Annotated in this window: 21 protein-coding genes and 1 tRNA gene; 14 read left to right on the top strand and 8 right to left on the bottom strand. The window is 66.2% G+C overall.

Going from position 1 to position 26,411, the window contains the following annotated elements; translation table 11 throughout:
• Positions 1 to 32: 32 nt before the first annotated feature.
• From galT to BPSG_RS01175, 5 genes are all read left to right on the top strand, one after another.
• Entirely contained in the window at positions 33 to 1,280 is a 1,248-nt protein-coding gene (gene galT / locus BPSG_RS01195; RefSeq protein ID WP_026643653.1) for a galactose-1-phosphate uridylyltransferase, read from the top strand.
• A 39-nt stretch (positions 1,281 to 1,319) separates the two neighbouring features.
• On the top strand, positions 1,320 to 2,576 hold the full coding sequence (gene galK / locus BPSG_RS01190) for a galactokinase (protein WP_033502301.1): 1,257 nt from the start codon (positions 1,320 to 1,322) through the stop codon (positions 2,574 to 2,576).
• A 199-nt stretch (positions 2,577 to 2,775) separates the two neighbouring features.
• Positions 2,776 to 3,783: a class C sortase gene (locus BPSG_RS01185; protein ID WP_236822960.1), complete on the top strand. Its 1,008-nt coding sequence runs from the start codon at positions 2,776 to 2,778 to the stop codon at positions 3,781 to 3,783.
• Between the two features lie 138 nt (positions 3,784 to 3,921).
• Positions 3,922 to 4,194, top strand: coding sequence for an ACT domain-containing protein (locus tag BPSG_RS01180; protein WP_022858672.1), 273 nt, complete (start codon positions 3,922 to 3,924; stop codon positions 4,192 to 4,194).
• Between the two features lie 26 nt (positions 4,195 to 4,220).
• Entirely contained in the window at positions 4,221 to 5,585 is a 1,365-nt protein-coding gene (locus BPSG_RS01175; RefSeq protein WP_026643651.1) for a PFL family protein, read from the top strand.
• A gap of 76 nt (positions 5,586 to 5,661) precedes the next feature.
• Here BPSG_RS01175 and BPSG_RS01170 read toward each other — a convergent pair whose 3' ends face one another.
• Positions 5,662 to 6,261, bottom strand: a complete 600-nt coding sequence (locus tag BPSG_RS01170) for a tRNA (cytidine(34)-2'-O)-methyltransferase (RefSeq protein WP_099309753.1) — start codon at positions 6,259 to 6,261, stop codon at positions 5,662 to 5,664.
• 121 nt (positions 6,262 to 6,382) lie between these two features.
• Between BPSG_RS01170 and BPSG_RS01165 the strand changes: the two genes are divergently transcribed.
• The 5 genes from BPSG_RS01165 (at position 6,383) to BPSG_RS01145 (ending at position 16,641) form a co-directional block, all read left to right on the top strand.
• The gene (locus BPSG_RS01165; RefSeq protein WP_080699231.1) at positions 6,383 to 7,321 is read left to right on the top strand and encodes an HhH-GPD family protein; all 939 of its coding nucleotides are present in this window, start codon (positions 6,383 to 6,385) and stop codon (positions 7,319 to 7,321) included.
• Positions 7,322 to 7,364: 43 nt separating this feature from the next.
• Positions 7,365 to 8,018: a hypothetical protein gene (locus BPSG_RS01160; RefSeq protein WP_051592006.1), complete on the top strand. Its 654-nt coding sequence runs from the start codon at positions 7,365 to 7,367 to the stop codon at positions 8,016 to 8,018.
• Between the two features lie 208 nt (positions 8,019 to 8,226).
• A complete protein-coding gene (rpoB, locus tag BPSG_RS01155; RefSeq protein WP_022858677.1) occupies positions 8,227 to 11,787 on the top strand; it encodes a DNA-directed RNA polymerase subunit beta in 3,561 nt (1,186 codons plus the stop codon).
• Positions 11,788 to 11,838: 51 nt separating this feature from the next.
• Positions 11,839 to 15,870 (top strand): DNA-directed RNA polymerase subunit beta', encoded by a 4,032-nt coding sequence (locus BPSG_RS01150; RefSeq protein ID WP_026643647.1) that lies wholly within the window; start codon positions 11,839 to 11,841, stop codon positions 15,868 to 15,870.
• Positions 15,871 to 16,023: 153 nt separating this feature from the next.
• Positions 16,024 to 16,641, top strand: coding sequence for an FHA domain-containing protein (locus BPSG_RS01145; protein WP_026643646.1), 618 nt, complete (start codon positions 16,024 to 16,026; stop codon positions 16,639 to 16,641).
• A gap of 67 nt (positions 16,642 to 16,708) precedes the next feature.
• Here BPSG_RS01145 and BPSG_RS01140 read toward each other — a convergent pair whose 3' ends face one another.
• The 4 genes from BPSG_RS01140 to BPSG_RS01125 all read right to left on the bottom strand — a co-directional run bounded on the left by BPSG_RS01140 (position 16,709) and on the right by BPSG_RS01125 (position 19,901).
• A complete protein-coding gene (locus tag BPSG_RS01140; RefSeq protein ID WP_026643645.1) occupies positions 16,709 to 17,428 on the bottom strand; it encodes a variant leucine-rich repeat-containing protein in 720 nt (239 codons plus the stop codon).
• Between the two features lie 115 nt (positions 17,429 to 17,543).
• Positions 17,544 to 18,536, bottom strand: a complete 993-nt coding sequence (locus tag BPSG_RS01135; RefSeq protein ID WP_026643644.1) for a PP2C family protein-serine/threonine phosphatase — start codon at positions 18,534 to 18,536, stop codon at positions 17,544 to 17,546.
• The gene (locus BPSG_RS01130; RefSeq protein WP_162174657.1) at positions 18,533 to 18,733 is read right to left on the bottom strand and encodes a hypothetical protein; all 201 of its coding nucleotides are present in this window, start codon (positions 18,731 to 18,733) and stop codon (positions 18,533 to 18,535) included. The genes BPSG_RS01135 and BPSG_RS01130 overlap by 4 nt, the downstream gene beginning before the upstream one ends.
• Positions 18,687 to 19,901 carry a YhgE/Pip domain-containing protein gene (locus BPSG_RS01125; RefSeq protein WP_051894164.1) on the bottom strand — a complete coding sequence of 405 codons (1,215 nt, stop codon included), beginning with the start codon at positions 19,899 to 19,901 and terminating at the stop codon, positions 18,687 to 18,689. The genes BPSG_RS01130 and BPSG_RS01125 overlap by 47 nt, the downstream gene beginning before the upstream one ends.
• Positions 19,902 to 20,259: 358 nt before the next feature.
• Between BPSG_RS01125 and BPSG_RS01120 the strand changes: the two genes are divergently transcribed.
• The 3 genes from BPSG_RS01120 to BPSG_RS01110 are packed head-to-tail and all read left to right on the top strand — an operon-like array spanning position 20,260 to position 23,092.
• Positions 20,260 to 20,892, top strand: coding sequence for an MptD family putative ECF transporter S component (locus BPSG_RS01120; RefSeq protein ID WP_051592106.1), 633 nt, complete (start codon positions 20,260 to 20,262; stop codon positions 20,890 to 20,892).
• Positions 20,889 to 21,617: an energy-coupling factor transporter transmembrane component T family protein gene (locus BPSG_RS01115; protein ID WP_051592105.1), complete on the top strand. Its 729-nt coding sequence runs from the start codon at positions 20,889 to 20,891 to the stop codon at positions 21,615 to 21,617. Before BPSG_RS01120 ends, BPSG_RS01115 begins: the two co-directional genes overlap by 4 nt.
• A gap of 14 nt (positions 21,618 to 21,631) precedes the next feature.
• Positions 21,632 to 23,092 carry an ABC transporter ATP-binding protein gene (locus BPSG_RS01110; protein ID WP_026644084.1) on the top strand — a complete coding sequence of 487 codons (1,461 nt, stop codon included), beginning with the start codon at positions 21,632 to 21,634 and terminating at the stop codon, positions 23,090 to 23,092.
• Between the two features lie 27 nt (positions 23,093 to 23,119).
• Here BPSG_RS01110 and BPSG_RS08590 read toward each other — a convergent pair whose 3' ends face one another.
• The gene (locus BPSG_RS08590; RefSeq protein ID WP_155266383.1) at positions 23,120 to 23,275 is read right to left on the bottom strand and encodes a hypothetical protein; all 156 of its coding nucleotides are present in this window, start codon (positions 23,273 to 23,275) and stop codon (positions 23,120 to 23,122) included.
• 690 nt (positions 23,276 to 23,965) lie between these two features.
• A tRNA-Lys gene (locus BPSG_RS01105) sits at positions 23,966 to 24,041 on the bottom strand.
• Between the two features lie 80 nt (positions 24,042 to 24,121).
• Between BPSG_RS01105 and BPSG_RS01100 the strand changes: the two genes are divergently transcribed.
• A complete protein-coding gene (locus tag BPSG_RS01100) occupies positions 24,122 to 25,681 on the top strand; it encodes a C69 family dipeptidase (protein WP_026644083.1) in 1,560 nt (519 codons plus the stop codon).
• Here BPSG_RS01100 and BPSG_RS01095 read toward each other — a convergent pair.
• A complete protein-coding gene (locus BPSG_RS01095; protein ID WP_026644082.1) occupies positions 25,653 to 26,360 on the bottom strand; it encodes a TetR/AcrR family transcriptional regulator in 708 nt (235 codons plus the stop codon). The genes BPSG_RS01100 and BPSG_RS01095 overlap by 29 nt on opposite strands.
• Positions 26,361 to 26,411: the final 51 nt, after the last annotated feature.

The raw sequence follows: 26,411 nt of genomic DNA, 5'->3' as shown, positions 1-26,411 counted from the left end.
CAGCAACCCCCAAGAAAAGAGCAAAGACACCGATGTCTCAATTCGCCCACTACCAGCCGGGCGAATATGCGCAGGAGCATATCCGCATCACCCCCACAACGCTGTCTGACGGCCGCGAGTTCTTCTATCTCGACGACGAGCCCGACTACGTCTGCGGCAAGAAGACGCGCCAGCTTGCCGACCCGCGCGACCTGCCCTACCGCTTCGCGCCGTATCTGGACGCGGACGGCAACGAAGTGCCGTACGCCGCTCCGCAGATGCGCCGCGACCCGCTCACCGGCGACTGGATTCCGATGGCCACGGCCCGCATGAACCGGCCGATCACGATCGGCCCCGGCGCCACGGCCACCGGCAACCCGCTCGCCGCGCGCAAACCGGGCGACCCGTACCAGGACGGCGAAGTGCCGGATACCGACTACAACGTGGTCGTCTTCGAAAACCGCTTCCCCTCGATGGTGCAGGTGCCGGGAGTGCCCAACGAGACGGTGGAAGTGGACGACGACCCGCTGTGGCTCCAGCGCCCGGCGTCCGGCCGTTGCGAAGTCATCTGCTTCGACCCCAACGCGCACGGGCTGCCCGCCGATCTGCCGGTCGAACGCCTGCGCACCGTTGTGGAGGCATGGGCGTTCCGCACCGCAGAACTGAGCGCGATCGACGGCCTCGAGCAGATCTACGTCTTCGAAAACCACGGCCAGGAGATCGGCGTCTCGCTCGCGCACCCGCACGGCCAGATCTACGCCTACCCGTTCATCGCCCCCAAGCTCGAGCAGGAACTCAAGCACACCGAGGCCTACCACGAGCGCACCGGCGGCAATCTGCTCGCCGACATCATGCGCGCCGAAATCGACGCCGGCGAGCGCGTGATCATGCGCAACGGCAGCTGGGTCGCCTACGTGCCCGCGGCCGCGCGCTGGCCCCTCGAGGTGCACGTGCAGCCGCTGCGCGACGTGCGCACGCTGGACGAGCTCGACGACCATGAGCGCTGGGACCTTGCGCAGATGTACTCGCAGCTGCTCAAGCGCGGCAACATGTTCTTCGACACCGGCGACGGCAAGGGCATGGACCTGCCGTACATCGCCGCATGGCACCAGGCGCCTGTGCACGACCCGCGCGGCGGGCACTACCGCCTCAACCTGCAGTTCTTCTCGTTCCGCCGCGCTGCCAACAAGATCAAGTACCTCGCCGGTTCGGAATCGGGCATGGCTGCGTGGGTGAGCGACACGACGCCCGAACTCATCGCGCAACGTTTCCACGAACTCGGCGCGGTCGACCTCGACTAGGCGCGCGCACCCGCACAACAGACGACAGAAGGGACCATCATGACCACTGCAGTGGAATTCATCGAGCCGATGGGCGACACCGACGGTGCCGCCCGTGCCTCCGCACTGTTCGAAGCGCGCTTCGGCACGGCGCCGGCCGGCGTGTGGGCCGCGCCGGGCCGCGTGAACCTGATCGGCGAACACACCGACTACAACGGCGGCCTGTGCCTGCCGATCGCGTTGCCGCACCGCACATATGTGGCGCTCGCCCCGCGCGATGACACGACCGTGCGCGTCATCTCCGACATGACGCCCGACGAGATGACCATGGCCGATCTGGACGGTCTGGCCGCGGGCGGCGTGGACGGCTGGGGCGCCTACCCGATCGGCGTGGCCTGGGCGCTGCACGAAGCCGGGTTCGACCAGGTGCGCGGGTTCGACGCCGTGTTCAGCTCGTGCGTGCCACTCGGCTCCGGCCTGAGCTCGTCGGCCGCGATGACCTGCTCGACCGCGCTCGCGCTCGACGATGTGTATGGACTCGGGTTCGGCGGCAGCGACGAGGGGCGTATCGCGCTGATCGACGCGGCCGTGATGGCCGAGAACGAGATGGCGGGGGCGTCGACCGGCGGCCTCGACCAGAACGCCTCGATGCGCTGCACGGCGGACCACGCAATCCGCCTCGACTGCATGCCCGGGCTGACCGCCGCGCAGAGCGTGCGCCAGGAGCCGTTCGACCTGTCTGCCTACGGTCTTGAGCTGCTCGTGCTCGACACGCAGGCGCCGCACCAGCTCAACGACGGCCAGTACGAGGCGCGGCGCACGATGTGCGAAGAGGCCGCGCAGATCCTCGGTGTGCCGAACCTGCGCGTGGTGGCCGACCAGGTGAACGCTGCGGCCGACCCGGCGGCGGCGCTCGAGGACGTGCTCGTGCAGCTGGACGACGAGACGATGCGCCGGCGCGTGCGGCACGTCATCACCGAGATCGGCCGTGTGGACGACTTCATCGACGCGTTCGGCCGGGGCGACATCGAGACGGCCGGCGCGCTGTTCAACGCGTCGCATGATTCGCTGCGCGACGATTACGAGGTGACCGTGCCCGAACTCGACGTGGCCGTCGATGTGGCGCGCGACGAGGGCGCGTACGGCGCGCGCATGACCGGCGGCGGCTTCGGCGGCTCGATCATCGCGCTCGTCAACGCAGGCGAAAGCCGCCGCATCGCGCAGGCGATCGCCGACGAATTCGCGCGCCGCGGATTCGACGCGCCGCGCGCATTGCCGGTGCGCGCCTCGCGGTCGGCGCACCGCGTGAACGACTGACACGCATACATGCACGGCGGCCGTGCGGGGGAGTCCCCGTGCGGCCACCGTGCGTTATGCGTAGTGAGAAGTCGTGAAGATTTGGGACGCCCCATGGTGCCCGGCGCGCAAAGCGATTATGCTCACAAGGCAGAAGAGTGCCGTGGGGCGTGCGTGAGCGCGCCCCGGGAAGACATGCAGCAGGGGTGACGCACGCCAGATGAACGAACAGCCGAACGACGCGACCACACACACCACGCAGAACATGGGGCTTGACGAGTTGCCGCAGTTCGCCGACACGCCGCAAGGCGATGTGCCGCCGGAACCGGTGTCGCCCGAGGCCAAGGCCGCCTTGACACGACGCAGCAACCGGCAGTTCATCGCGATCCTGGTGGCGATGAGCGTCATGCTTGTGGTGGGCGTGGGCCTGATTCTGTACCCGACCGTGGCCGACGCATGGAACCGCCATGTGGCGAGCCGCGTGGTCGCCGGCTACGTGGAGCGGGTGGCCGACACCTCCAAGGAGGACCGCGAAGCCCAGCTCACCCGCGCGCGCGAATACAACGAATCGCTCGTGGGGCGCGGCGTGACACGGTTCCTGCCGACCGAAGAGGAGAAGAAGGAATACAATTCGATCCTCGACATCACCGGCACCGGCATCATGGGCTATGTGACGATCCCGAAGATCGACGCGCGCCTGCCGATCTACCACGGCACCGACGAAGCGGTGCTGCAGATCGCCTCGGGGCATATGGAAGGATCGAGCTTCCCGATCGGCGGCGAATCCACGCACGCCGTGCTCACCGGCCACACCGGCCTGCCGAGCGCGATGCTGTTCACCGGCATCGACACTCTGGAAAAGGGAGACACGTTCACCGTCACCGTGTATGACGACGTGCTCACCTACGAGGTCGAAGAGACGCACGTGGTGCTGCCCAATAACGTGAAGAACCTCGAGATCCAGGAGGGGCGCGACCTTGTCAGCCTCGTCACCTGCACGCCGTACGGCGTGAATTCGCACCGCCTCATCGTGACCGGCACGCGCATCCCCACGCCCGAGGAGGCGAAGCACGCGACGTACGAGAACAAGGCGTTGAAGCAGGACATGCTCATCACCGTCATCATCACTGTGGCCACGATCGCCGTGCTCGTGACGGTCTTCACCGTGCAACGCAGGCGCCTGTGCGGTGCGGGCAAGCCGTCGCACCATGCCAGGGGCAGGCACTAGCGCCCTGTTCGCGCCGGCGGGCGCCGTGCACACGGCACCGCCGGCGCGTTGCGTTCTGACATGCGGGAAAAGCGCGTGGTTGGCGCAAGCGTTCCCTATACTGGGGCATTGCCGTATAGTTTGCGACCAGGGAGTTCCATGAACAAGGCAATCATCACCGTCGTCGGCCAAGACACCGTCGGCATCATCGCGCGCGTATGTACGTACCTTTCCGAGCACCACACGAACGTGCTCGACATCTCACAGACGATCATCGACGGGTTCTTCAACATGATGATGATCGTCGATTATTCGGACGCGGACGTGGCGTTCGAGACGATTGTGGAAGACCTCGAGGCGCTCGGTGAGGACATCGGCGTGCGCATTCGCTGCCAGCGCGAGGAGATCTTCACCAAGATGCACCGCGTCTGAACGCACGGGAACGGAAGGGAAGAACCATGCTGAATATCATGGAAGTCCATGAGACGAACCAGATGATTGAGCAGGAGAAGCTCGACGTGCGCACGATCACGATGGGCATCAACCTCATGGATTGTGCGCGTGCCGACGTGGACGAGACGTGCGAGGCGATCTACGCGAAGATCACACATTACGCCAAGGACCTCGTGTCCACCGGCGAATCGATCGAACGCGACTTCGGCATCCCGATCGTCAACAAGCGCATCACCGTCACGCCGATCGCGCTCGTCGGCGCCAGCTGCTGCAAGACAAGCGGCGACTTCGTCAAGATCGCGCACGCGCTCGACCGCGCCGCGAAGACCGTGGGCGTCGACCTGATCGGCGGCTATTCCGCGCTCGTCTCGAAGTCGATGACGCCGGCCGAGGAGCTGCTCATCCGGTCGCTGCCGGCCGCGCTGAGCGAGACCGACATCGTCTGCTCGTCGGTCAATGTCGGATCGACGAAGACCGGCATCGACATGAACGCCGTCGAGATGCTCGGCCACATCATCAAGGAGATCGCCGAGGCGACCGCCGACATCGATTCGTACGGCTGTGTCAAATTCGTGGCGTTCTGCAACGCGCCCGACGACAACCCGTTCATGGCGGGCGGCTTCCATGGCGTGACCGAAGGCGATGCGGTCATCAACGTGGGCGTCTCCGGCCCGGGTGTGGTCTCCCGTGCGCTCGACGCCGCGGAAGGCAAGGACTTCGAGTTCCTGTGCGAAACGATCAAGCGCACCGCGTTCAAGATCACGCGCGTCGGCCAGCTCGTGGCCCAAGAGGCCTCGAAGCGCCTTGGCCTGCCGTTCGGCATCATCGACCTTTCGCTCGCGCCCACCCCGGCCGTGGGTGATTCGGTCGGCGAAGTGCTCGAGAAGATGGGCCTGACGCAGGTGGGCGGCCCCGGCACCACGGCGGCGCTCGCCATGCTCAACGACCAGGTGAAGAAGGGCGGCATCATGGCGTCGTCGTATGTCGGCGGCCTGTCCGGCGCGTTCATCCCGGTCTCGGAAGACAAGAACATGATCGACGCCGCGGAATCCGGCTGCCTGACGATCGAGAAGCTTGAGGCCATGACGTGCGTGTGCTCGGTGGGCCTCGACATGATCGCGATCCCCGGCGATACGCCTGCCTCGACGATCTCGGGCATCATCGCCGACGAATCGGCGATTGGCATGGTCAACCAGAAGACGACGGCCGTGCGCATCATCCCGGTCGTGGGCAAGACCGTGGGGCAGATGGCCAATTTCGGCGGCCTCATGGGCTATGCGCCGATCATGCCGGTCAACACGGCGAGCTGCGAGGCCTTCGTGACTCGCGGCGGCCGCATTCCGGCGCCGATTCATAGTTTTAAGAACTGAGCACCACCCCACAATCGCGATTGGGCGCACATCAACCGGTTGATGTGCGCCCAATCGCGATTGTGGGGTGGTGTGGTTATTGACCCCCGTCAAACCCCAATTGCCGCCATGCCTCGTAGATCGCGATCGACGCGCAGTTCGTCAGGTTGAGGCTGCGCAGGCTCGGGCGCATCGGCAGGCGCACCTGCTCGGCCACATGCGGCCCGAACATGATGTCGGTCGGGTCGGGGATGTTGCCCGGTTCGGGCCCGAACAGCAGGATGTCGGTCGGCTTGTACTCGACGTCCGTGTACAGCTTGGTCGCATGAGCCGTGAACGCGATGATGCGCGACTCGGGCATCGACTCGACGAGGTTGTCGAAATCCGGGTGCAGCACCACATGCGCCATGTCGTGGTAGTCCAGCCCGGCGCGGCGCAGCTTGGTGTCGCGCAGGTTGAACCCCAACGGCTCCACAAGGTGCAGGATCGTGCCGGTCACCGCGCACAGGCGGATCGCCGACCCGGTGTTGCCGGGGATGCGCGGCGAGTAATAGCACAGGTGCGGGGTCGTCGTCTCCATCGTGGCCGCGGCCTCGGGCGAGAGCATCGCGTCGACGACCGAGATCGGGTTGCCGTGCGCGTCGGTCACCAGTTCGTCGGGGCCGTAATTCGACTTGCGGTAGCCGTATTCGAACATCTTCTCCACGCGCGCCTCGGGCGCGGTATTGTCTGCATTCGTCACGCGGTCCACGATATTGCGCTCAAGCGACAGCGCGGCCTTGTACACGGGCGGTGCGCCCCGCTAGAATAGCGGTTTTATGACAACACAGACCCGTTCCGCACTCGACGAGGCGTTCCTGCGCGAACTCGCCCGCGCCGGCGTGCGCGCGCCGCTGTTCGCCTGGTGGGACGAGCACGCGCGCGCCCTGCCATGGCGCAACGGCCAGACGACGCCGTGGGGCGTGCTCGTGTGCGAAGTGATGAGCCAGCAGACGCAGATGAGCCGCGTGGTGCCGTATTGGCAGGCGTGGATGAGCCAATGGCCCACCGCGCGCGCCCTGGCCGGCGCGCCGAAGGCCGACGTGATCCAGGCGTGGGGGCGCCTCGGCTATCCGCGGCGCGCACTGCGGCTGCAGGAATGCGCGCGCGTGGTGGCCAGTGAATACGACGACGAATTGCCGCGCGGCTATAGCGAACTGACGGCGTTGCCGGGCGTGGGCGATTACACGGCGAGCGCCGTGATGAGCTTCGCGTACGGCGAGCGCATCGCCGTCGTCGACACGAACATCCGCCGTGTGCTGAGCCGCGTGTTTTTGGGCGAGGAGTCGCTTGGCGGCTCGGCGTCGCCGCTCGAGCGCGCGCTCGCCGATTGCGTGCTGCCGGCCGGCGCACGCGACGCGACGACGTGGAATCAGGCGGTCATGGAGCTGGGGGCGCTTGTCTGCACGGCGAAGCAGCCGCAGTGCGAGGTGTGCCCGGTGCGCGCGCAATGCCGTTTTTTCGCGGCCGGCCTGCCGAATCTGGGGGAACGGCGCACGCGCCCGCGTCAGCGGTTCGCCGGCACGGACCGGCAGGTGCGCGGGCGTGTGCTGCACGCGCTGCGCGAACTGGAGCCCGAGGCGGGCGGCGTGCTCGTGTATGCGCGCGCGGCGGAGCTGTGGCCGGACCGTGCGCAGCTTGACCGGTGCATCGCTTCGCTTGACGAGGACGGGCTGATCGAGATCCTGCCGGGCCATGCGCTGCGGCTGCCGCAATAGCGGCGGCGTGAACATGGCGGGCGCCCCCGGTAGACTGGTGCGCATGCCCAGCCAATCCTCCCCGCGCGCAGCCAAGCCGCGCAAACGCCGCCTGTCGAAACGGCAGCGGCAGATGTACCGCCGCAGGCGCATCGTCGTGCTTGTGGGGCTTGTGGCGTTTCTCGCGCTGGCCGTGTTCTGCGTGTACAGCTTGGTGCGCGGCGCCTCGCTTGTGCCGGCGTGGGTGGGCGCGGATGAGCGCATGGCGGTCACACGCGCCACACAACCGCCGGTGCCGGTGCGCAAGAGCAAGGTGCGCGTATGCTCGGCGAACGACATCGAACTGGTGCTCGACCCGGCGTCGACGTCGGTGCCGGTCGGCGGATCGCTGGAGTTCACGGCGCGCATCACATACACGGGCAAGGACCCGGCCGGCTGCTATGTGGACGGTGCGGACGACGGGCGCGTGCTGCAGATCAGTTCGGGGAGCGACGTGGTGTGGCGTTCGGACGCGTGCGAGGCGGCATACCGTCCGCTGTTGATGATGCAGGGCGTGACCGACGAGCAGAAGATGACGTGGGACACCGTGCGCTCCGGATCCGAATGCGTGGCCGAAGGGGACCTGCCGCATGTGGACCGCGGCACGTATGTGGCGCAGCTCGTGCTCAAGGACGATCCGAAGGTGATGAGCAAGCCGGTCACGATCACCGTCGAATAGCACACTATAATGTGATATTCCTCACATTGTGGAATGTGAGGGGTGTGTGAATCGTTGGGACTGGTAGTATTGTGTTTCCGTGTGTAAGTATGTCATATAGCGGGCATGCTGCCAAAGACGAAGCGCCCGCGATCAGGCATATGGTGGCCGCCGCGGTGCTTTCCCAGTTGAACAAGCAAGACAACTAGCAGCGATTAAGGAACGTCCATTGTCTGAGACTACGACGAACACCACTTCCATCATCGCGCGCGCCGACCAGCGGGACATCGACCTGCACAAGGCTTCGGATCGCGTGAACTTCGGCTCCATCGCCGAACCCATCAAGGTGCCATACCTGCTTGGCGTGCAGACCGACAGCTTCGACTGGCTCATCGGCAACGAGCGCTGGCAGCAGCGCGTGGCCGAGGACGAGGCGAACGGCACCAACACCGTGCCGCACATCTCCGGCCTCGACGAGGTCTTCCAGGAGATCTCGCCGATCGAGAACTTCGCCCAGACCATGAGCCTGACCTTCTCCGACCCGTACTTCGAGGAACCGCGCCACACGGTGCAGGAGTGCAAGGAGAAGGACTACACCTATTCCGCCCCGCTCTACGTGAACGCCGAATTCGAGAACGGCGAGACTGGCGAGATCAAGTCGCAGACCGTGTTCATGGGCGACTTCCCGCTGCAGACCCCGCACGGCACGTTCATCATCGGCGGCACCGAGCGCGTCATCGTCTCGCAGCTCGTGCGCTCCCCGGGCGTGTACTTCGACCGCCAGCCGGACCGCACGTCCGACAAGGAGGTCTTCGGCGCCAAGATCATCCCGAGCCGTGGCGCATGGCTCGAGTTCGAGATCGACAAGCGCGACTTCCTTGGCGTGCGCGTGGACCGCAAGCGCAAGCAGTCGGCGATCGTGTTCCTCATGGCGATTGGCATGACCCGCAGCGAGATCCGCAAGGCGTTCGAAGGATACCCGCTCGTGCTCGACGCGCTCGAGAACGAGAAGATCGACACGCAGGAAGAGGCCCTCGTGGACCTCTACCGCAAGATCCGCCCGGCCGACGCCGCCACCCCGGAAGCCGGCAAGAACCTGCTCGACTCCTTCTACTTCAACACCAAGCGCTACGATCTGGCCCGCGTCGGCCGCTACAAGATCAACCGCAAGCTCGGCCTGGAGATGGACTACAACGACCGCAGCCTGAGCCGCGAGGACATCATCGCCACGATCAAGTACCTCGTCTCGCTGCACGCGGGCGCGGCCACGTTCCCGGGCAAGCGCGACGGCGAAGACGTCGAGCTGCGCGTGGACGTGGACGACATCGACCACTTCGGCAACCGCCGCATCCGCCAGGTGGGCGAGCTGATCCAGAACCAGCTGCGCACCGGCCTGAGCCGCATGGAGCGCGTGGTGCGCGAGCGCATGACGACGCAGGACGCCGAGGCGATCACGCCGCAGTCGCTGATCAACATCCGCCCGGTCAACGCGACGATCAAGGAGTTCTTCGGCACCTCGCAGCTTTCGCAGTTCATGGACCAGAACAACCCGCTCGCGGGCGTGACCAACAAGCGCCGTCTGTCCGCGCTGGGCCCCGGCGGCCTGTCGCGCGACCGCGCGTCGATGGAAGTGCGCGACGTGCACCCCTCGCACTTCGGCCGCATGTGCCCGATCGAATCCCCTGAAGGCCCGAACATCGGCCTGATCGGCTCACTCGCCACCTTCGGCCGCATCAACCCCTTCGGCTTCATCGAGACGCCGTACCGCAAGGTCGTCAACGGCCACGTGACCGACGAGGTCGTGTACATGACCGCGGACCGCGAGGTCGAGCACGTGATCGCCCAGGCCAACCAGAAGCTCGACGAGAACGGCAACTTCGTGGAGAAAGAAGCGCTTGTGCGTGACGCCGCCGGCGAGGCGGAGGACGTGCCGGTCGAGATGGTCGACTTCATGGACGTCTCCCCGCGCCAGATGGTCTCCGTCGGCGCCTCGCTCATCCCGTTCCTCGAGCACGACGAGGGCCACCGAGCGCTGATGGGCACCAACATGCAGCGCCAGGCCGTGCCGCTCATCAAGTCGGAGCGCCCGCTCGTGGGCACCGGCGCCGAATGGAGCGCCGCGGTGGACTCCGGCGACGTGATCCTGGCCGAGAAGCCGGGCGTTGTGACCTACGTCTCCGCCGACATCATCCGCGTGATGAACGACGACGGCACGACGAGCTCCTACAAGCTCGCCAAGTTCCAGCGTTCGAACCAGACGACGTGCTACAACCAGGTGCCGCTCATCCACGACGGCGAACGCGTGGAGGAGGGCACGGTGCTCGCCGACGGCCCGGCCACCGAAAAGGGCGAGATGGCCCTCGGCAAGAACCTGCTCGTCGCGTTCATGCCGTGGAACGGCTACAACTACGAAGACGCCGTGATCATCTCGCAGCGCCTCGTGCAGGACGACACGCTCTCCTCGATCCACATCGAGGAATACGAGATCGACGCCCGCGAAACCAAGCTGGGCGCCGAGGAGATCACGCGCGACCTGCCGAACGTGGGCGAGGACGCGGTGGCGAACCTCGACGAGCGCGGCATCATCCGCATCGGCGCCGAAGTCGAAGCCGGCGACATCCTCGTGGGCAAGGTCACGCCGAAGGGCGAGACCGAGCTGACGCCGGAAGAGCGCCTGCTGCGCGCGATCTTCGGCGAGAAGAGCCGCGAAGTGCGCGACACCTCGCTGCGCGTGCCGCACGGCGAGACCGGCACCGTGATCGCCGTCAAGGAGATCACGCGCGAAGACGCCGAAGAGGACGGCGACGAGCTGCCGAACGGCGTGAACCAGATGATCCGCGTCTACATCGCCCAGCACCGCAAGATCACGCAGGGCGACAAGCTCTCGGGCCGCCACGGCAACAAGGGCGTCATCTCGCGCATCCTGCCGGAAGAGGACATGCCGTTCCTGGCGGACGGCACGCCGGTCGACATCATGCTCAACCCGTTGGGCGTGCCGTCGCGAATGAACCTGGGCCAGGTGCTCGAACTGCACCTCGGCTGGGTCGCTCACTCCGGCTGGGACATCTCGCTCGACCCCGACCTCGAGGCGGAGTGGAAGAAGTACGTGCCGAAGGGCGCCGAGAAGGGCGAGCCGGGCACCCCGGTGGCCACCCCGGTGTTCGACGGCGTGCGCCAGGAGACCCTCAAGGGCCTGCTGTCCACGACGCTCACGGACCGCGACGGCAACAAGCTCGTGGGCGACAACGGCAAGGCGCAGCTGTTCGACGGCCGCACCGGCGAACCGTTCCCCAAGCCGATCTCGGTGGGCTACATGTACATGCTCAAGCTGCACCACCTGGTCGACGACAAGATCCACGCGCGTTCCACCGGCCCGTACTCGATGATCACGCAGCAGCCGCTGGGCGGCAAGGCCCAGTTCGGCGGCCAGCGCTTCGGCGAGATGGAGGTGTGGGCGCTCGAGGCCTACGGCGCCGCCTACACGCTGCACGAGATGATGACGACCAAGTCCGACGACGTGGACGGCCGCGTGCGCGTCTACGGCGCGATCGTGAAGGGCGACAACCTGCCTCCGGCGGGCATCCCCGAGTCCTTCAAGGTGATGCTCAAGGAACTGCAGTCCCTCTCGCTCAATGTCGAGGTGCTCAACGCCGAAGGCGTGGCGATCGACATGAAGGCAGAGGACGACGATCCGGTCTCCTCCTCCAATGACCTGGGCTTCAACATCGGCGCCCGCCCGGACGCCGCCGCGAAGGCCGACCAAGTCGTTGATGAACCTGAATACAAGTGATTCACACGTCATTCAAGAGAACACAAGAACCTACAAAGACAGGAACAGTAAGTGCTGGACGTCAACGCATTTGACAAACTGAAAATCGGTCTGGCTACCGCCGACGATATTCGCGGATGGAGCTACGGCGAGGTCAAGAAGCCGGAGACCATCAACTACCGCACCCTCAAGCCGGAGAAGGACGGTCTGTTCGGCGAGCAGATCTTCGGACCGACCCGCGACTGGGAGTGCGCGTGCGGCAAGTACAAGCGCGTGCGCTTCAAAGGCATCGTGTGCGAACGCTGCGGCGTGGAGGTCACCCGCAGCCGTGTGCGCCGTGAGCGCATGGGCCACATCGAGCTCGCCGCCCCGGTGACCCACATCTGGTTCTTCAAGGGTGTGCCGAGCCGCCTCGGCTACCTGCTCGGCATCGCGCCGAAGGAACTCGAGAAGGTCATCTACTTCGCGTCGTACATGGTCACGAAGGTCGACGACGAGGCCCGCCACCAGGACCTGCCGGACCTGCAGGACGAGTTCGACACCGAGGTGAAGAACCTCGAGCGCCGCCGCGACAACGAGATCGAGGAGCGCGCCAAGAAGGTGGAGGCCGACCTGGCCGAACTCGAAGCCGAAGGCGAGGTCAAGCAGAGCGCGAAGACCAAGCTGCGCAACGGCGCCGAGCGCGACATGGCGGCGATCCGCCAGCGCTACGACGACCAGATCGCACGCCTGGGCGCCGTGTTCGACAAGTTCAAGAACCTCAAGCCCGGCGACATGGAAAACGACGTGGACCTGTGGCGTGAGATGGAGGACCGCTACGGCGACTACTTCGAAGGCAGCATGGGCGCCGAGGCGATCAAGAAGCGCCTGCAGGACTTCGACCTCGAAGCCGCGGCCAAGGAGCTGCGCGAGGAGATCGAGACCGGCACGGGCCAGCGCAAGGCCCGCGCGCTCAAGCGCCTCAAGGTCGTGAACGCGTTCCTGACCACCGACAACAAGCCGGAGGCCATGGTGCTCGACGTGATCCCGGTCATCCCGCCGGACCTGCGCCCGATGGTGCAGCTCGACGGCGGCCGTTTCGCCACGTCCGACCTCAACGACCTGTACCGCCGCGTGATCAACCGCAACAACCGCCTCAAGCGCCTCATCGAGCTTGGCGCGCCCGAGATCATGCTCAACAACGAAAAGCGCATGCTGCAGGAGGCCGTCGACTCGCTGTTCGACAACGGCCGCCGCGGCCGCCCGGTGACCGGCGCCTCGAACCGCCCGCTCAAGTCGCTTTCCGATATGCTCAAGGGCAAGCAGGGCCGTTTCCGCCAGAACCTGCTCGGCAAGCGCGTGGACTACTCGGGCCGTTCCGTGATCGTCGTCGGCCCATCGCTGCGCATGCACCAGTGCGGCCTGCCGAAGCCGATGGCGCTCGAGCTGTTCAAGCCGTTCGTGATCAAGCGCCTCGTGGACCTCAACTACGCGCAGAACATGAAGAGCGCCAAGCGCCTCGTGGACCGCGGCGACGCCGAGGTCTGGGGCGTGCTCGAAGAGGTCATCTCGGAGCACCCGGTGCTGCTCAACCGTGCGCCTACGCTGCACCGTCTGGGCATCCAGGCCTTCGAACCGATCCTCGTGGAAGGCAAGGCGATCCACCTGCCGCCGCTCGCCTGCGCCGCGTTCAACGCGGACTTCGACGGCGACCAGATGGCCGTGCACCTGCCGCTGAGCGCCGAGGCGCAGGCGGAGGCGCGTTCGCTCATGATGGCGTCCGACAACATCCTCAAGCCGGCCGACGGCCACACCGTGACGATGCCTTCGCAGGACATGATCCTGGGCCTGTACTACCTGAGCACCGTCGTGGACGGCGCCAAGGGACAGGGCCGTGTGTTCTCGTCGCTCGACGAGGCGCAGATGGCGCTCGACAAGCACGAGATCGACATGCAGGCCAAGGTGCTCATCCGCCTGCCCAAGGACTTCGTGCTGCCGAAGGATTGGGAGCCGGGCGAGCTCACGGTCGTCGACCCCGAGCCGGGCAGCCCCGACGTGGTCAAGGAGGAGCGCTTCACCGACGGTTCGGTGCTGTTCGCCACCTCGATGGGCCGCATCCTGTTCAACGAGACGCTGCCCGTGGACTATCCGTTCATCAACGAGCAGGCGCCGAAGGGCAAGCTCTCCAAGATCGTCGACGACATCGCGACCCGCTACTCGACGCAGCAGGTGGCCGCGACGCTCGACGCCCTCAAGGACCTGGGCTTCACCCGCGCGCCGTGGTCCGGCGTGACGATGGCGTTCTCCGACATCGTCGCCCCGCCGGAGCGCGCCGAGATCATCAAGGGCTACGAGGATGAGGCCGCCAAGGTCAACAGCCAGTACGACCTTGGTCTGCTCACGGAGGAGGAGCGCCGCCAGGAACTGATCAACCTGTGGACCGAGTGCACCGACAAGGTGGCCGAGGCCATGCGTGAGAACTTCCATGACGACAACAACGTGAACATCATGGTGCAGTCGGGTGCACGAGGCAACTGGATGCAGATCCGCCAGATCGCGGGCATGCGAGGCCTCGTGGCGAACCCGAAGGGCGAAATCATCCCCCGACCGGTCAAGTCGAACTACCGCGAAGGCCTGTCCGTGCTCGAGTACTTCATCTCGCAGCACGGCGCGCGCAAGGGCCTGGCCGATACGGCACTGCGTACGGCTGAGTCGGGTTACCTGACCCGCCGTCTGGTGGACGTCTCCCAGGAAGTCATCGTGCGCGAAGAGGACTGCGGCACCAAGCGCGGTCTGACGATGAAGGTGGCCGAGCGTGATGACGCCGGCAACCTCGTGCTCGTCAAGGCGGCCGACGGCGGCCCGTACTCGCGTCTGCTCGCGGCCGACGTGATCGACCCGGCCGACGGCCAGACCGTGCTCTACCACGCGGGTGACGCGCTGTCGATGGATGTGCTCAACGACCTTGTGGCGCACGGCGTCGAAGAGGTCAAGGGCCGCTCCGTGCTCACGTGCGAATCGAAGCGCGGCGTGTGCGCGAAGTGCTACGGCTGGTCGCTCGCCACGAACAAGCTCGTGGACGTCGGCGAGGCCGTCGGCATCGTCGCGGCACAGTCGATCGGCGAGCCCGGCACCCAGCTGACGCTCCGTTCGTTCCACTCCGGCGGCGTCGCTTCGGCGTCCGATATCACGCAGGGTCTGCCGCGTGTCACCGAGTTGTTCGAGGCGCGTACGCCGAAGGGCGAGGCGCCGATCGCCGAGTTCGCCGGCACGATCAAGGTCGAGGACACCGAGCGTGGCCGTCAGGTGATCCTGACGCCGGATGACGGTGCGGAAGAGCCGATCACGTACGGCGTGACGCGCCGTGCGCCGATGCTCGTGAAGGACGGCGAGCATGTGGAGGCCGGCACGCAGCTCATCGAGGGTTCCGTGGACCCGAAGAAGATCCTGCGCATCCTCGGCCCGAACGCCGCCCAGCAGAACATCGTCGAAGAGGTGCACAACGTGTACCGCTCGCAGGGTGTGGACATCCACGACAAGCACATCGAGGTCATCGTGCACCAGATGCTGCGCCGCATCACCGTGATCGACTCCGGCGACACGAGCCTGCTCCCGGGCGAGCTCGTGGACCGCAGCCGCTTCCTTGAGGCGAACCGCGCCGCGGTGGCGGAGGGTGGCCGTCCAGCCGCCGGCCGTCCGGAGCTCATGGGCATCACCAAGGCCTCGCTCGCCACGGATTCGTGGCTGTCCGCGGCCTCGTTCCAGGAGACGACGCGCGTGCTCACGGAAGCCGCCCTGAGCGAGAAGGAAGACGACCTCAAGGGCCTCAAGGAGAACGTCATCATCGGCAAGCTCATCCCGGCCGGCACCGGCCTGGCACGCTACCGCAACGCGGTCGTGGAGCCCGACAAGGCGATCCGCGAGACGATCTACCCGAACTTCGGCCTCGGCGACGACGCGCTCGGCGCGAACTTCTCCGACTCCGACCTGAGCGATGTCGACTTCTCGAACATCGATTTCGGCGACCTGAAGCTCGGCGACGACTTCAACCCGGACGACTTCCTGAACGACGACGGCGGCCAGGCCGACCTCGGCTCCGACTTCGGTGACGACTTCAACGTCTGATCCGGCACGGTCCGACTGACATGAACAGCGGGCGCGCGCACCGGCGGCGGTGCGCGCGCCCGCTGTTCGCATATGCCGTGCCGTTCCACCGCCGCGTTCATAACGTGAGGCGGCGGCTGGGCGAAGCGCGCGGCGTGTGGTAAGAATGCAGGTATGCAGAAGTTACCTTATCCTCCCGCGCCTGAACCGGGCTGGTACGCCGACGACGAAGCCGCCGGCCAGATCCTCGGCGCCATCGACGACTTCCAAACTGACCACTCCCAGGCCCGGGCGGCCGCGCCCGAACCGCTCCAGACGGCCGACGCGCACGCGGCCGAGCTCGACGACGATTCGTTCATCCCGCAGGGCGCCGACCTCGAATACACCGCGGCGGCCGACGCGCAGGGCAGCGAGGAATGGGACGGCACGGTCCTCTCCACGGCGTTCATGAAGCAGCCGCACGCGAACTACCGCATGACCAACGAGATCACCGGGCAGACGATCCTCGTGGACATGGGCGTGCTGATGGGCCGCCGTCCCTCGCAGGACATCCCGGCGGGCGCGAAATCGGTGCGCCTGATCGACCCCACGCGCACGGTCTCGCGCAACCACGCGGCGATCAGCTTCGACGAGGACGGTTCGATGTGGCTCGAGGACTTCGGGTCGCTCAACGGCACCGCGATCTACGCGGGAGACACCGAGACACCCGTGCTCAAAGGCGCGCCCGTGCAGCTGCACGCCCCCGCGCGCATCCGCATCGGCGACCAGATCTTCGATTTCGAACAGGCCTAGGCGCAATTGTTCCTGATATACGTGAGGCCCATGCACACTGTGCATGGGCCTCACGCGTTGTATGGCGTCACTGGCGGTGCGAGAGGACCTCGTTGACGGCCGGGTTGCCCAACATGCCGAGCCATGCCCGCAGTTCGGGGTAGAGGTAGGGGTTGCCGGCGAGCGCCGCATGCAGTTCGGGTGCATACTGCGCGATCTGCTGCATGACGGCCGGGTCGTTGGTGGTGGCCGCTTGCTGCGCCGTGAACCCGTATGCGTTCGCGGCGGCCGGCTGGGTCTGCGCGCCGGTGGCCGCCTGCTGCTGCGCCGGGTCGTACGACTGTTCGGCTGGCTGCTGCGGCTCATAAGCCTGCGGGGAGCTTTGCGCGGCGTCGTGCGCCATGGCCTGCACATCGGCGGAGGTGACGAACGACGGCAGCACCGATTCGTCGGGCAGGCTGTTGAACTGCTCATCGAGCATCTCCACGCCCGAATACCCTTGCGGTTCGAACGATGCCGGTGTCTGCGCCACCTCGGCGACCTCGGCCGCCACGGCCGGTTCCGGCTGCGCGGCTTCCTCACGGTCCTCGATGGGGCCGAGCGGCGACTCATAGCCCTGCTGCGCCACCATGCGCCGCGCGCGCTCGTCGCCGAACTGCGCGATCCAGCGCTTCAGACCCGGGTAGGCGCGGGGGTGCGCCGCCACGTTGGCGCCGAACTCCGGGTTCTCGTAGGCCACTTTGGCCAGCATCACGGGGTCCGCCTGCGGGTCCTGCACGATTGCAACCGCCTCGTCGTAACTCACCATGCTTGTTGTTCCTCTCTGTGTTCTCTGCTGAGCTGGGGCATCTGCAGATGCCCCAGCTCCCATCACGCGGCGGTGTGCGCCGCCACGCATTCAGGTCCAATTGTCGTGCGCCGGTTCAGGTCTGCACCGTGGCGTCGTCGAGCCCATGCACGTCGCCGAGGTCCTCGTCGTCCTCCAGACGCGCGCCCAGCGCGGCGCGGTCGGCCGGTATGTCCACGACCACCACAGTCACATTATCACTGCCGCCCGCGTCGAGCGAAGCCTGCACGAGCGCACGGGCCGCGTCCGCCGCGTCGTTGTGCGCGGCGGCGATAGAGGCAATCGTAGCGTCTTCGAGCTCGCCATGGCACCCGTCGGAACACATAATGAACCGTCCGTGCGCCGGCGCCACGAACACGTCGGCGTGGGTGCCGTGCGGCGCGCCGATGCAGCGTGTGATGATGTTGCGCGCGATCCGGCGCCCGGCCTCGGCTTCGCCCATGCCGGCGTCGATCGCCTCCTGCCTGCTCGAATGGTCATGCGTGAGCTGTGTGAACGTGCGCGCGTCCCACGCCATGACCGCTGAATCCGCGCGTTCCATATGGTAGGTGCGCGAATCGCCGATGTTGACGACGTAGCATGGGGCGGCCCAGCCGCCGCGCGCCGCCTGCCACTCGCCGGTGAGCGTGCTGTCGTCGAGCGTGGCGCCCGGCTGTGTGGCGTCCCAGTCGTCGATGACCGATTCGGCGCCGCGATGCGGCATATGCGCGGCTGCATGCGCGCCGTGCGGGGCGGCCAGCGGGCTCGTCGCCGCGCCGGCGCCCCACTGCGGCAGCACGATGCCGCTGATTGTGGTGCCGGCGATGCCGCCGAGCTCCACACCGAGCGCGCGGGCACGGCGTTGCGCGCGCTGCACGGCCGCATCGATGGCGGCGCGTGTGCGTTCGCCGTCCGCCGCCAGACGCGTGAATTCCTCGACGGCGATGGCGCTCGCACGCTCGCCGCCCGACTCGCCGCCCATGCCGTCGCACACCACATACACGCCGCATTCGGCAAGGAACGCGTCCTGGTTCGTGGCACGCCGCATGCCGACATCGGTGAGCGCGCCCACCGCAATCGCCTCGTTCATCGCTGCTCCTTGCCTCGTGTGCCTGATTGGCGGCTGTGCCACAGGTCGCGCAACGACAGCCGCGTGCGCCAGCGGCGCCACCGCGGCAGCGCGGCGAGCATGCTGCCGCGCAGGGCGTCGATGCGCTTCCAGTATGCCTCGGCCGCGCGCTCATCCGCCGGCACGCCCGAGAACGCCACATAATCCGCCTCGCGCACTGCTTCGTTGAGCGGCGCGGGGTCGAGATGCAGTTCGTCGGCGATCTGCTGGGACTGTTCGCGCCGCGTGCCGTGCACCTGCACGCCGCTTTGCCGCGGCGAGCGTGGCGGCGGCCTTCTGGTTCTCGCGCGTCAGGTCGTCCACGATCTGCTTGATGTCTTCGTTGAACGGGTTGTCCGGCAGGTTCTTGAGGTCTTCGATGAGCTGCGCCACGTCGTTGTTGACGCTCGTCATGTTGTTGAGCGCGGTGCCGGCGGCGCCGTTGGCCGTGAGGATGCCGTTCGTGATGCGTGTGGCGTCGGTTGTGGCCTGGCCGCTCGCCTGCAGGAACAGGTTGCTGCCTTTGTCGAGCTGGTCGGAGGTGTTCGCGGCGAAGCCGTTGAGCCCGGACTGGGTTTTCGTGAGCAGGTCGGAGGCGGTGGCGAGCCCTGTGCCGGCGGTGTTGGCGGCTGTGGTGACGCCGTCGAGCGCCTTGCTGGCCGCGTCGGTTTTCTCTTTTGTGCCCGCGAGCGTGGTGCGCAGGTCGGCGATCATCGTGCGCGTCTTGCCCAGATTGTTTTTGGTCTTGGTGATCTGCGCGAGCGCCTGCTGCACGGAGCTGTCGGCCTGCTCGCTGATCGACGTGTTGGTTGTGTTGACGATGCCGCTGATCACGCTGCTGGCGGTGGAGACGAAGGTGCTGTTGACCTGGCGGTCCACGGTGGTGGCGCCGACGCCGGTGATCTTGGGGGCCACGGCGTTCGCCTTCTCGTTGACGTAGTAGTCGAGCTGCGGCCGGGTGCTGGTGCTGGTGAGCACGTTGGACATGGATTCGCTGAAGTCGCCGGGGATCACGATGGCGGCGTAGCAGTGCGCCGATTCGACGCACTCCATGGCCTCGGCTTTGGTCATGAATTGCCATCCGAGCTGGTGGTTCTTCTTGAGGGAGCCCACGATCTGGTCGCCCAGGTTCATCTTGCCCAGCAGCGAGCTGTCCGCGCCCTTGTCTTCGTTGGCCACCGCCACGCGGATGCCGGAGGTGTTGCCGTACGGGTCCCAGAATCCGGCGATGTTGAACCATGCGTAGAGCGCGGGGATGAACGTGAGGCCGAAGATGATGATCCATGCCGTGGGTACGCGGACCAGGCGCTTGAGGTCGCGCTTGAGAATGAACCATATGTTGCGCATGGGGCTCCTCTTCTGCCGGGCGGTGGATGGTGCCGTAGAGCAATCATAAACGATACGCTCTACGTAGCGCTACGGGTAGTGTAGTGTTATGCCGAAGGCGTGCGCGCGCCGGTGCCAATGCCGGCCTTTGCGGCGGCGCAGATTCTCACAGCGCGGTCCGCATTGTGGAATTAATGGGGATTCTTTGCGTAAAGCTCTTGTTTTACGCGCCTGCGCCCAATAGATTGTGAATCATTTACGCACCAACGCAGCTCACGTCCATCATGCAGACGTCAATCTTCCGCATGCCGGTCTTTTCGCGCCGCGCAAAACCAAGTTGTCGCGTGCCGGGCTGCCCCACCGAAACGGAGCGCAACGCATGACCCAGCAGTCCGCACTGCCCACCGCGCAAGACGCCAAACGCCGCCTCGCCGTGCCCGACTACATCAACATCGGCGTGTTCTCCGCGCTGTACTTCATGATCGTGGCGCTGTGCGCGCTCGCCAGCAACATCGCCTTCGGCGTGGCCGGCAACCTGCTGCTGCCCGCGTTCGCCGCGCTGCTTGCGGGTCCCGTGTTCATGCTGCTCAATGCGCGCGTGCGCGCATTCGGCGCGATCACCACGATGGGCGTGGTGCTGGGATTGTTCCTGTTCGTCTTCGGGCACTTCGCCACATCGCTGGTCACCGGCATCGCGTTCCCGCTGCTCGGCGACCTTGTGGCGCGCCTCGGCGCCTACCGCAACAAGGCGGCGCTCCTCGGCGGCTACGTGCTGTTCTCGTTCGGCTGCGCCGGCCCGATCCTGCCGATCTGGCTCATGAAGGGCGCCTATATCGCGAGCCTTGAGCGCAAAGGCAAGGACTCCGCCTATATCGCGAGCCTGTTCGACCACGTCAACATGGCCACATTTGCCGGCGCGATGCTCGCGATCGTCGTCGGCGCGCTCGCGGGCGGCGTCTTCGGCCTGGTGCTCCTGCGCCGCCACTTCGCGAAGGCCGGGGTCACACAATGACAGCCGCTGCGCGCGCAGCCGGCGTGCGCACCCGCGCGCTGCGCCTCGACCCGCGCGCCAAACTCACCATGCTCGCGGTGGCCAACGTGCTCATGTTCCTGCACGCCGGCCCCGCCGCGCAATCGCTCGCGGTCGTGCTGTTCTCGCTGCCGCTGCTGTTCGGCGGCAAAGCGGCCGCCGGCGTGCGCATGCTCGCCGTCTATGGTGTGCTGTGCGCGGTGGAATGGGCGAGCGCGCTCGGCGTGGACCGCCTGCCCTGGCTGCACATCGCCGGCGCCACGGCGGCGGGCGTGTGCATGATGATGCCGTGCCTGACCGCCGGCATGGCCATGTTCGCCACCACGCGCCCGGGCGACATGGTGTGCGCGATGCGCCGCATGCGCGCGCCCGACGCGCTCGTGATTCCCGTGGTGGTGATGATGCGGTTCTTCCCCACGATCCGCCATGACTACCGGCTGATCCGCCAAAGCCTGCGCCTGCGTGGATTCGCCGGCGGCGGCATGGCGTTGGCGCGGCATCCGCTGCGCTCGCTCGAATACATACTGGTGCCGCTGTTGATGAACGCGGCGAACGTGGCGCGCGACCTGACGGTGGCGGGGCTGGCGCGCGGACTGGGCGCGCCCGGCGAGCCGACGAGCATGGTCGAACTGCGCATGCGCGCGGTGGATTGGCTCGCCGTGGCGTTGAGCCTGGCGCCGCTCGCGGTCGCCGCGGTCACCGGCTGAGAAAGGACAGGGGAGTGGACAGTACGGCATTGTGCACATTGCGCGATTGCACGTTCGCATACAGCGGCGAAGGCGCAGCCCTGCGCAACGTGACGCTGCACGTGCGCGCGGGCGAACTCGTGATGCTCGTGGGCCCCAGCGGCTGCGGCAAAACCACCGCCACGCGTCTGGTCAACGGGCTCGCGCCCAGGCATTTCACCGGCACGCTCACCGGGCACGCGTGTACCGGCGGCCTCGAGGCCAGCCGTGCGCCGCTCGAATCACACGCGCGCGTGGTGGGCAGCGTGTTCCAGAACCCCAAAACCCAGTATTTCCACGCGCGGTCGACCGACGAACTCGCATTCCCGTGCGAAAACGCCGGCATGCCCGCGCCGCAGATCCGCGAACGCGTGCGGCAGGTGGCGGCGCGCTTCGGGATTGCCGACCTGCTCGACCGCGCGATCGTTAACCTGTCGGGAGGCCAGCAGCAGCGGTTCGCCGTGGCGTCCGCGGCTGTGCTCGAACCGGCGGTGATGGTGCTCGACGAGCCGACGAGCAACCTCGACACCGCGTCGATGGCGCGCCTGCACGGCATGATCGCCGCGCTGAAAGCCGACGGGGTGGCGATTGTGATCGCCGAACACCGGCTGGCATGGTGCGCTGATCTCGTGGACCGCTACTGCGTGTTCGATGGCGGCGAACTGCTCGGTACCTACACCGCGCGCGAATTCGAGGCGCTGCCGGCGACGCAGCGCGAGGCGTGGGGGTTGCGCGCGCTCGACGTGAGCGAAGACCGCGCGCGGATCGCCGCACTCGCGCGCGCACCGCACACCTCGCATGGCGAAGGCACGCCGGTGCTCGGCACGCGAGGGCTCGAAGTGGGCTACCGCAAGCGCGCGCTGTTCCGGCGGGGTGTGGAATTCAGTCTGCGCATTCCGGACGTCGATGTCTACGGCGGGCAGATTGTGGGAATCATGGGGCGCAACGGCGCGGGCAAAAGCACATTCGCGCGCACGTTGTGCGGACTGCAGGCGCCGCTCGCCGGCACAGTCGAACTCGGCGGCGAGTCGGCGCGCGCGTCGGCGCTCTCACGCGCCGCGGCATTGGTGATGCAAGACGTGCACTACCAGCTCTTCGCCGAAAGCGTGCGCGCCGAGGTCATGCTCGAAACGGTGCAGGCCGGCGGGGAGCTCGCCGCCGCGCGCGAACAATGCGACGCGCTGCTGGGCGAACTCGATCTGCTCGACGTGGCGGACCGGCACCCGATGAGCCTTTCCGGAGGCCAGAAGCAACGGCTCGCGATCGCCGTGGCGTTGATGGGAAAGAAGCGGTTCGTGGTGCTCGACGAGCCGACGAGCGGGCTCGACCGCGCGCACATGATGCAGGTCGGCGCGTTGCTGCGCGAGCTCGCCGACCGTGGGGTGGCGGTGCTCGTCATCACGCACGACGACGAGCTCGCCGCCCATTGGTGCGACCGGATCCTCGCGTTGGATTGAATCGGTGGATTGAGTTGATTGGCGGGTTCAGGCGATCTCGAAGAACTCCATGAGCCAATCGCTCGACTCCGTGTCTGCCGTGCCGGAGTCGGATTCGCTTGATCCGGTACCGGAGTCGGAGTCGTCCGCCTCTTGCTGGTGTGGTGCATCATGGGGATGGCGTTGGTCGGAGGGCCTAGCCATCCTCGATTGCCCCTGGCGAGTGCGCCTTTTCGCTACGGGTAGTGTATTTTTGGCGTCGCTGCGTCTATGAGCCGCCATTTTCCAACGATTGTATCTGGCGGCTGGCTGCGGGCGCGCTACCCGTAGCGAAGGGGCACTACCCATAGCAGAAAAGGATGCTACCGGTAACGGAAAGGACTGCTGTGTTGGGTGGGGATGATGATCATATTGGCAATATATTCGCCGTTTTCGTCATCGGCGTGGCCGCCCACGGCTGGATTCTAGACACTAACGGTCATCCAAAGCATGGGTGGTGACTGCTCCTGTCTAGCCACTAGACACAGACGACCACCCAAGAAGCCGAAGACGGCTGCATATAGCTGGCCTCTAGACACGGACGGACGCCCAAAGCACAAATGGCAGCCGCATGCGTCTGCCCACTAGACACCGACAGCCATCCAGAAGCGGGGTGCGGTATTCTTTGGGATTTTCTAGGAGGTCAGTCCTAGGCTTTTCCTGTATTGTACTGGGCTTTTCCCCGCAGGGTTGGGATGCAGCGGAAAGTGGGATGCGTGGGGAGGGCTGGAGAGCCTATAGGGCTTTTATCGCTGAATGTGCGCCCAAAGTGCGCCCAAACAGTGCGGTTGGGGTATGGGCTAGGTATGAGCAAAGCCCCGAATCGTTGGAATTGCAACGGTTCGGGGCCTGTGATGGTGCCCCCCCAGGGATTCGAACCCTGAACCCACGACTTAAAAGGACGCTGCTCTAACCGTTGAGCTAGAGGGGCAACAACCCGCTATTCTACAACCACCACACGAAAACACAAAATCGGGTGGAGGCGGCGGCCGGTGCGCTAACGTAGTGCCTATGTCTTGCACCACATTGTTAGTCGGCAAATCAGCCAGTTATGACGGATCCACCATCATCGCCCGCAATGACGATTCGGGCAGCGGCACCTATGACCCCAAGCATTTCGTGGCCGTGGCGCCGGCCGACCAGCCGCGCCATTACCGCAGCGTGATCAGCCACATGGAGCTCGACCTTCCCGCCGACCCGTGCCGTTACAGCATCGTGCCCAATGTGGTGCCGAACCGCGGCGTGCTCGCGGAGGCCGGTGTGAACGAACACAATGTGGCGATGAGCGCCACCGAGACGATCGCCGTCAATCCGCGCGTGCTTGCGGCCGATCCACTTGTGGCGCTCAAACCGGCCGTCGGCGAGCCGGGCGAGCCGGGGTATGTGGAGGAGACGCCGGGCGGGTTCGGCGAAGAGGACATCATCACGATCGTGCTGCCATATATCAGCACCGCGCGCGAAGGCGTGGAGCGCCTCGGCCGCCTGCTTGAGGAAGTCGGCACGTACGAGTCGAACGGCATCATCATCAGCGACGTCGACGAAATCTGGTATGTCGAGACGATCGGCGGCCACCACTGGATGGCGCGCCGCGTGCCCGACGACTGTTACGCGGCGATTCCCAACCAGCTGGGCATCGACTCGCTCGACCTGGACGACGCGTTCAGCGAGCGCCGCAACAACATGTGCAGCGCCGACCTGCGCGAATTCATCGAAGGGAACCACCTTGACCGCGACATGACGAGTTTCGAAGGCAGCCCCGCGCACTTCGACCCGCGTTCGGCGTTCGGCACGGCCACGCCGAAGGACGCGGTCTACAACACGCCACGCGCATGGTACATGCAGCGCCATCTCAATCCCAGCGAGGACTGGGATTCGCCGCAGGCCCGCCACACGCCCGCCTCCCAGGACCTGCCGTGGTGCCGCGAGCCGGAGCGCAAGATCACCATCGAGGATGTGGCGTTCCTGATGGGCTCGCATTTCGACGGCACGCCGTACGACCCGTACGGCACCACGGGCACGGCGGTGACGCGCCACGCCTATCGCCCGATCGGCATCAACCGCACGGGGCACATGGTGTGCATGCAGATCCGCCCGTACGCGGCTCAGACGTACCGGTCGGTCATGTGGATCTCGTACGGCTGCGGCGCGTTCACCGCGCCGGCACCGTTCTATGCGAACGTCGTGGACACGCCCGCGTACCTGCGCGATACGCCGGGCGTGGACGCGTCAACCGATTCGCTGTACTGGACGAACCGCATCATCGCGGTGATCGCCGACGCGCACTGGTATGGCACGATGAACCTGATCGAACAGTACATCGAGGATGTGCAGACCTACGGTCACGCGCTCGTCAAGCACACCGACGCGTCGATCGCCGACGACGCCGACGCGCTCGAAGGCGACAACGGCACGGAGCGCATGGCGGCGGTGCGGCTCGCGCTCGGCGAGGCGAACGATCAGATGGCGCTCTGGCTGCAGGGACGCACGCAGCGGCTGCTCAACGAGGTGCTCTACGAGGCGAGCAATCTGATGCACAACGCGTTCAAGATGTCTGATCACTGGATGAAGTAGCGGGCTCCTCAGCGGGTTCGTGCTCGGGTTCGGGGGCGGCGGCCGCTTTGGTGGCCTTGCCGTCTTCGAACCGCAGGGTCGGCTTGGCTTCCATGCGGCTCAGTCCGTTCCATGCCAGGTTCACGATCAGCGCGGCGAGCTGCTCTTTGCTCAGTTTGCGCCGGTCGGCCCAATACTGGCCTGTATATACGGTGAGCCCCACGAGCATCTGCGCATAGTACGGCGCGTTCTTCGCGGGCAGTTTCTGCCGTTTGAACCACTCCTCAAGGATCTGCCCCACGCGCGTGGAGACGTCGCCGAGCAACGACGAGAACGAGCTCGTCGGGTCGGTCGTGGGTGAATCGCGCGCGAGCACCTGGAATCCCTCGGTGTTCTCTTCGATGTAGGTGAGCAGCGCGAGTGTCGTGCGCTCCACGATCTGCCGCGGGTGCACGTCGTCGGCGCGCAGCGCTCCGATGAGCATGTCGTTGAGCGCGCGCATCTCGCGGTCCACGACGACCGCGTACAGTCCCTCTTTGCCGCCGAAATGCTCGTAGACGATCGGCTTGCTCACTTTGGCGGTCGCGGCGATCTCCTCGACGCTGACCGACTCGAAGCCCTTGGCGGCGAAGAGCGCGCGCCCGATGCAGATGAGCTGTTCGCGCCGCTGGTATGAAGACATTCTGGAAGCATTGGCCATGCCCTCCAGTCTTTCACACCCTCTCGCCCAGCCGGCCCCGCGGCGGTGTGC

Source organism: Bifidobacterium pseudolongum subsp. globosum (assembly GCF_000741295.1).
Taxonomy (GTDB): domain Bacteria; phylum Actinomycetota; class Actinomycetes; order Actinomycetales; family Bifidobacteriaceae; genus Bifidobacterium; species Bifidobacterium globosum.
This window is presented reverse-complemented; position numbering and strand designations above follow the sequence as displayed.

Coding starts and splice junctions, on each gene's coding strand:
- BPSG_RS01100 (WP_026644083.1), top strand. CDS start 24,122: ATGTCTTGCACCACATTGTTAGTCGGCAAATCAGCCAGTTATGACGGA.
- galK (WP_033502301.1), top strand. CDS start 1,320: ATGACCACTGCAGTGGAATTCATCGAGCCGATGGGCGACACCGACGGT.
- BPSG_RS01185 (WP_236822960.1), top strand. CDS start 2,776: ATGAACGAACAGCCGAACGACGCGACCACACACACCACGCAGAACATG.
- BPSG_RS01170 (WP_099309753.1), bottom strand. CDS start 6,261: ATGTTCGAATACGGCTACCGCAAGTCGAATTACGGCCCCGACGAACTG.
- BPSG_RS01160 (WP_051592006.1), top strand. CDS start 7,365: ATGCCCAGCCAATCCTCCCCGCGCGCAGCCAAGCCGCGCAAACGCCGC.
- BPSG_RS01180 (WP_022858672.1), top strand. CDS start 3,922: ATGAACAAGGCAATCATCACCGTCGTCGGCCAAGACACCGTCGGCATC.
- BPSG_RS01125 (WP_051894164.1), bottom strand. CDS start 19,901: ATGCGCAACATATGGTTCATTCTCAAGCGCGACCTCAAGCGCCTGGTC.
- BPSG_RS08590 (WP_155266383.1), bottom strand. CDS start 23,275: ATGGCTAGGCCCTCCGACCAACGCCATCCCCATGATGCACCACACCAG.
- BPSG_RS01175 (WP_026643651.1), top strand. CDS start 4,221: ATGCTGAATATCATGGAAGTCCATGAGACGAACCAGATGATTGAGCAG.
- BPSG_RS01095 (WP_026644082.1), bottom strand. CDS start 26,360: ATGGCCAATGCTTCCAGAATGTCTTCATACCAGCGGCGCGAACAGCTC.
- BPSG_RS01145 (WP_026643646.1), top strand. CDS start 16,024: ATGCAGAAGTTACCTTATCCTCCCGCGCCTGAACCGGGCTGGTACGCC.
- BPSG_RS01120 (WP_051592106.1), top strand. CDS start 20,260: ATGACCCAGCAGTCCGCACTGCCCACCGCGCAAGACGCCAAACGCCGC.
- galT (WP_026643653.1), top strand. CDS start 33: ATGTCTCAATTCGCCCACTACCAGCCGGGCGAATATGCGCAGGAGCAT.
- BPSG_RS01165 (WP_080699231.1), top strand. CDS start 6,383: ATGACAACACAGACCCGTTCCGCACTCGACGAGGCGTTCCTGCGCGAA.
- BPSG_RS01135 (WP_026643644.1), bottom strand. CDS start 18,536: ATGAACGAGGCGATTGCGGTGGGCGCGCTCACCGATGTCGGCATGCGG.
- BPSG_RS01115 (WP_051592105.1), top strand. CDS start 20,889: ATGACAGCCGCTGCGCGCGCAGCCGGCGTGCGCACCCGCGCGCTGCGC.
- BPSG_RS01140 (WP_026643645.1), bottom strand. CDS start 17,428: ATGGTGAGTTACGACGAGGCGGTTGCAATCGTGCAGGACCCGCAGGCG.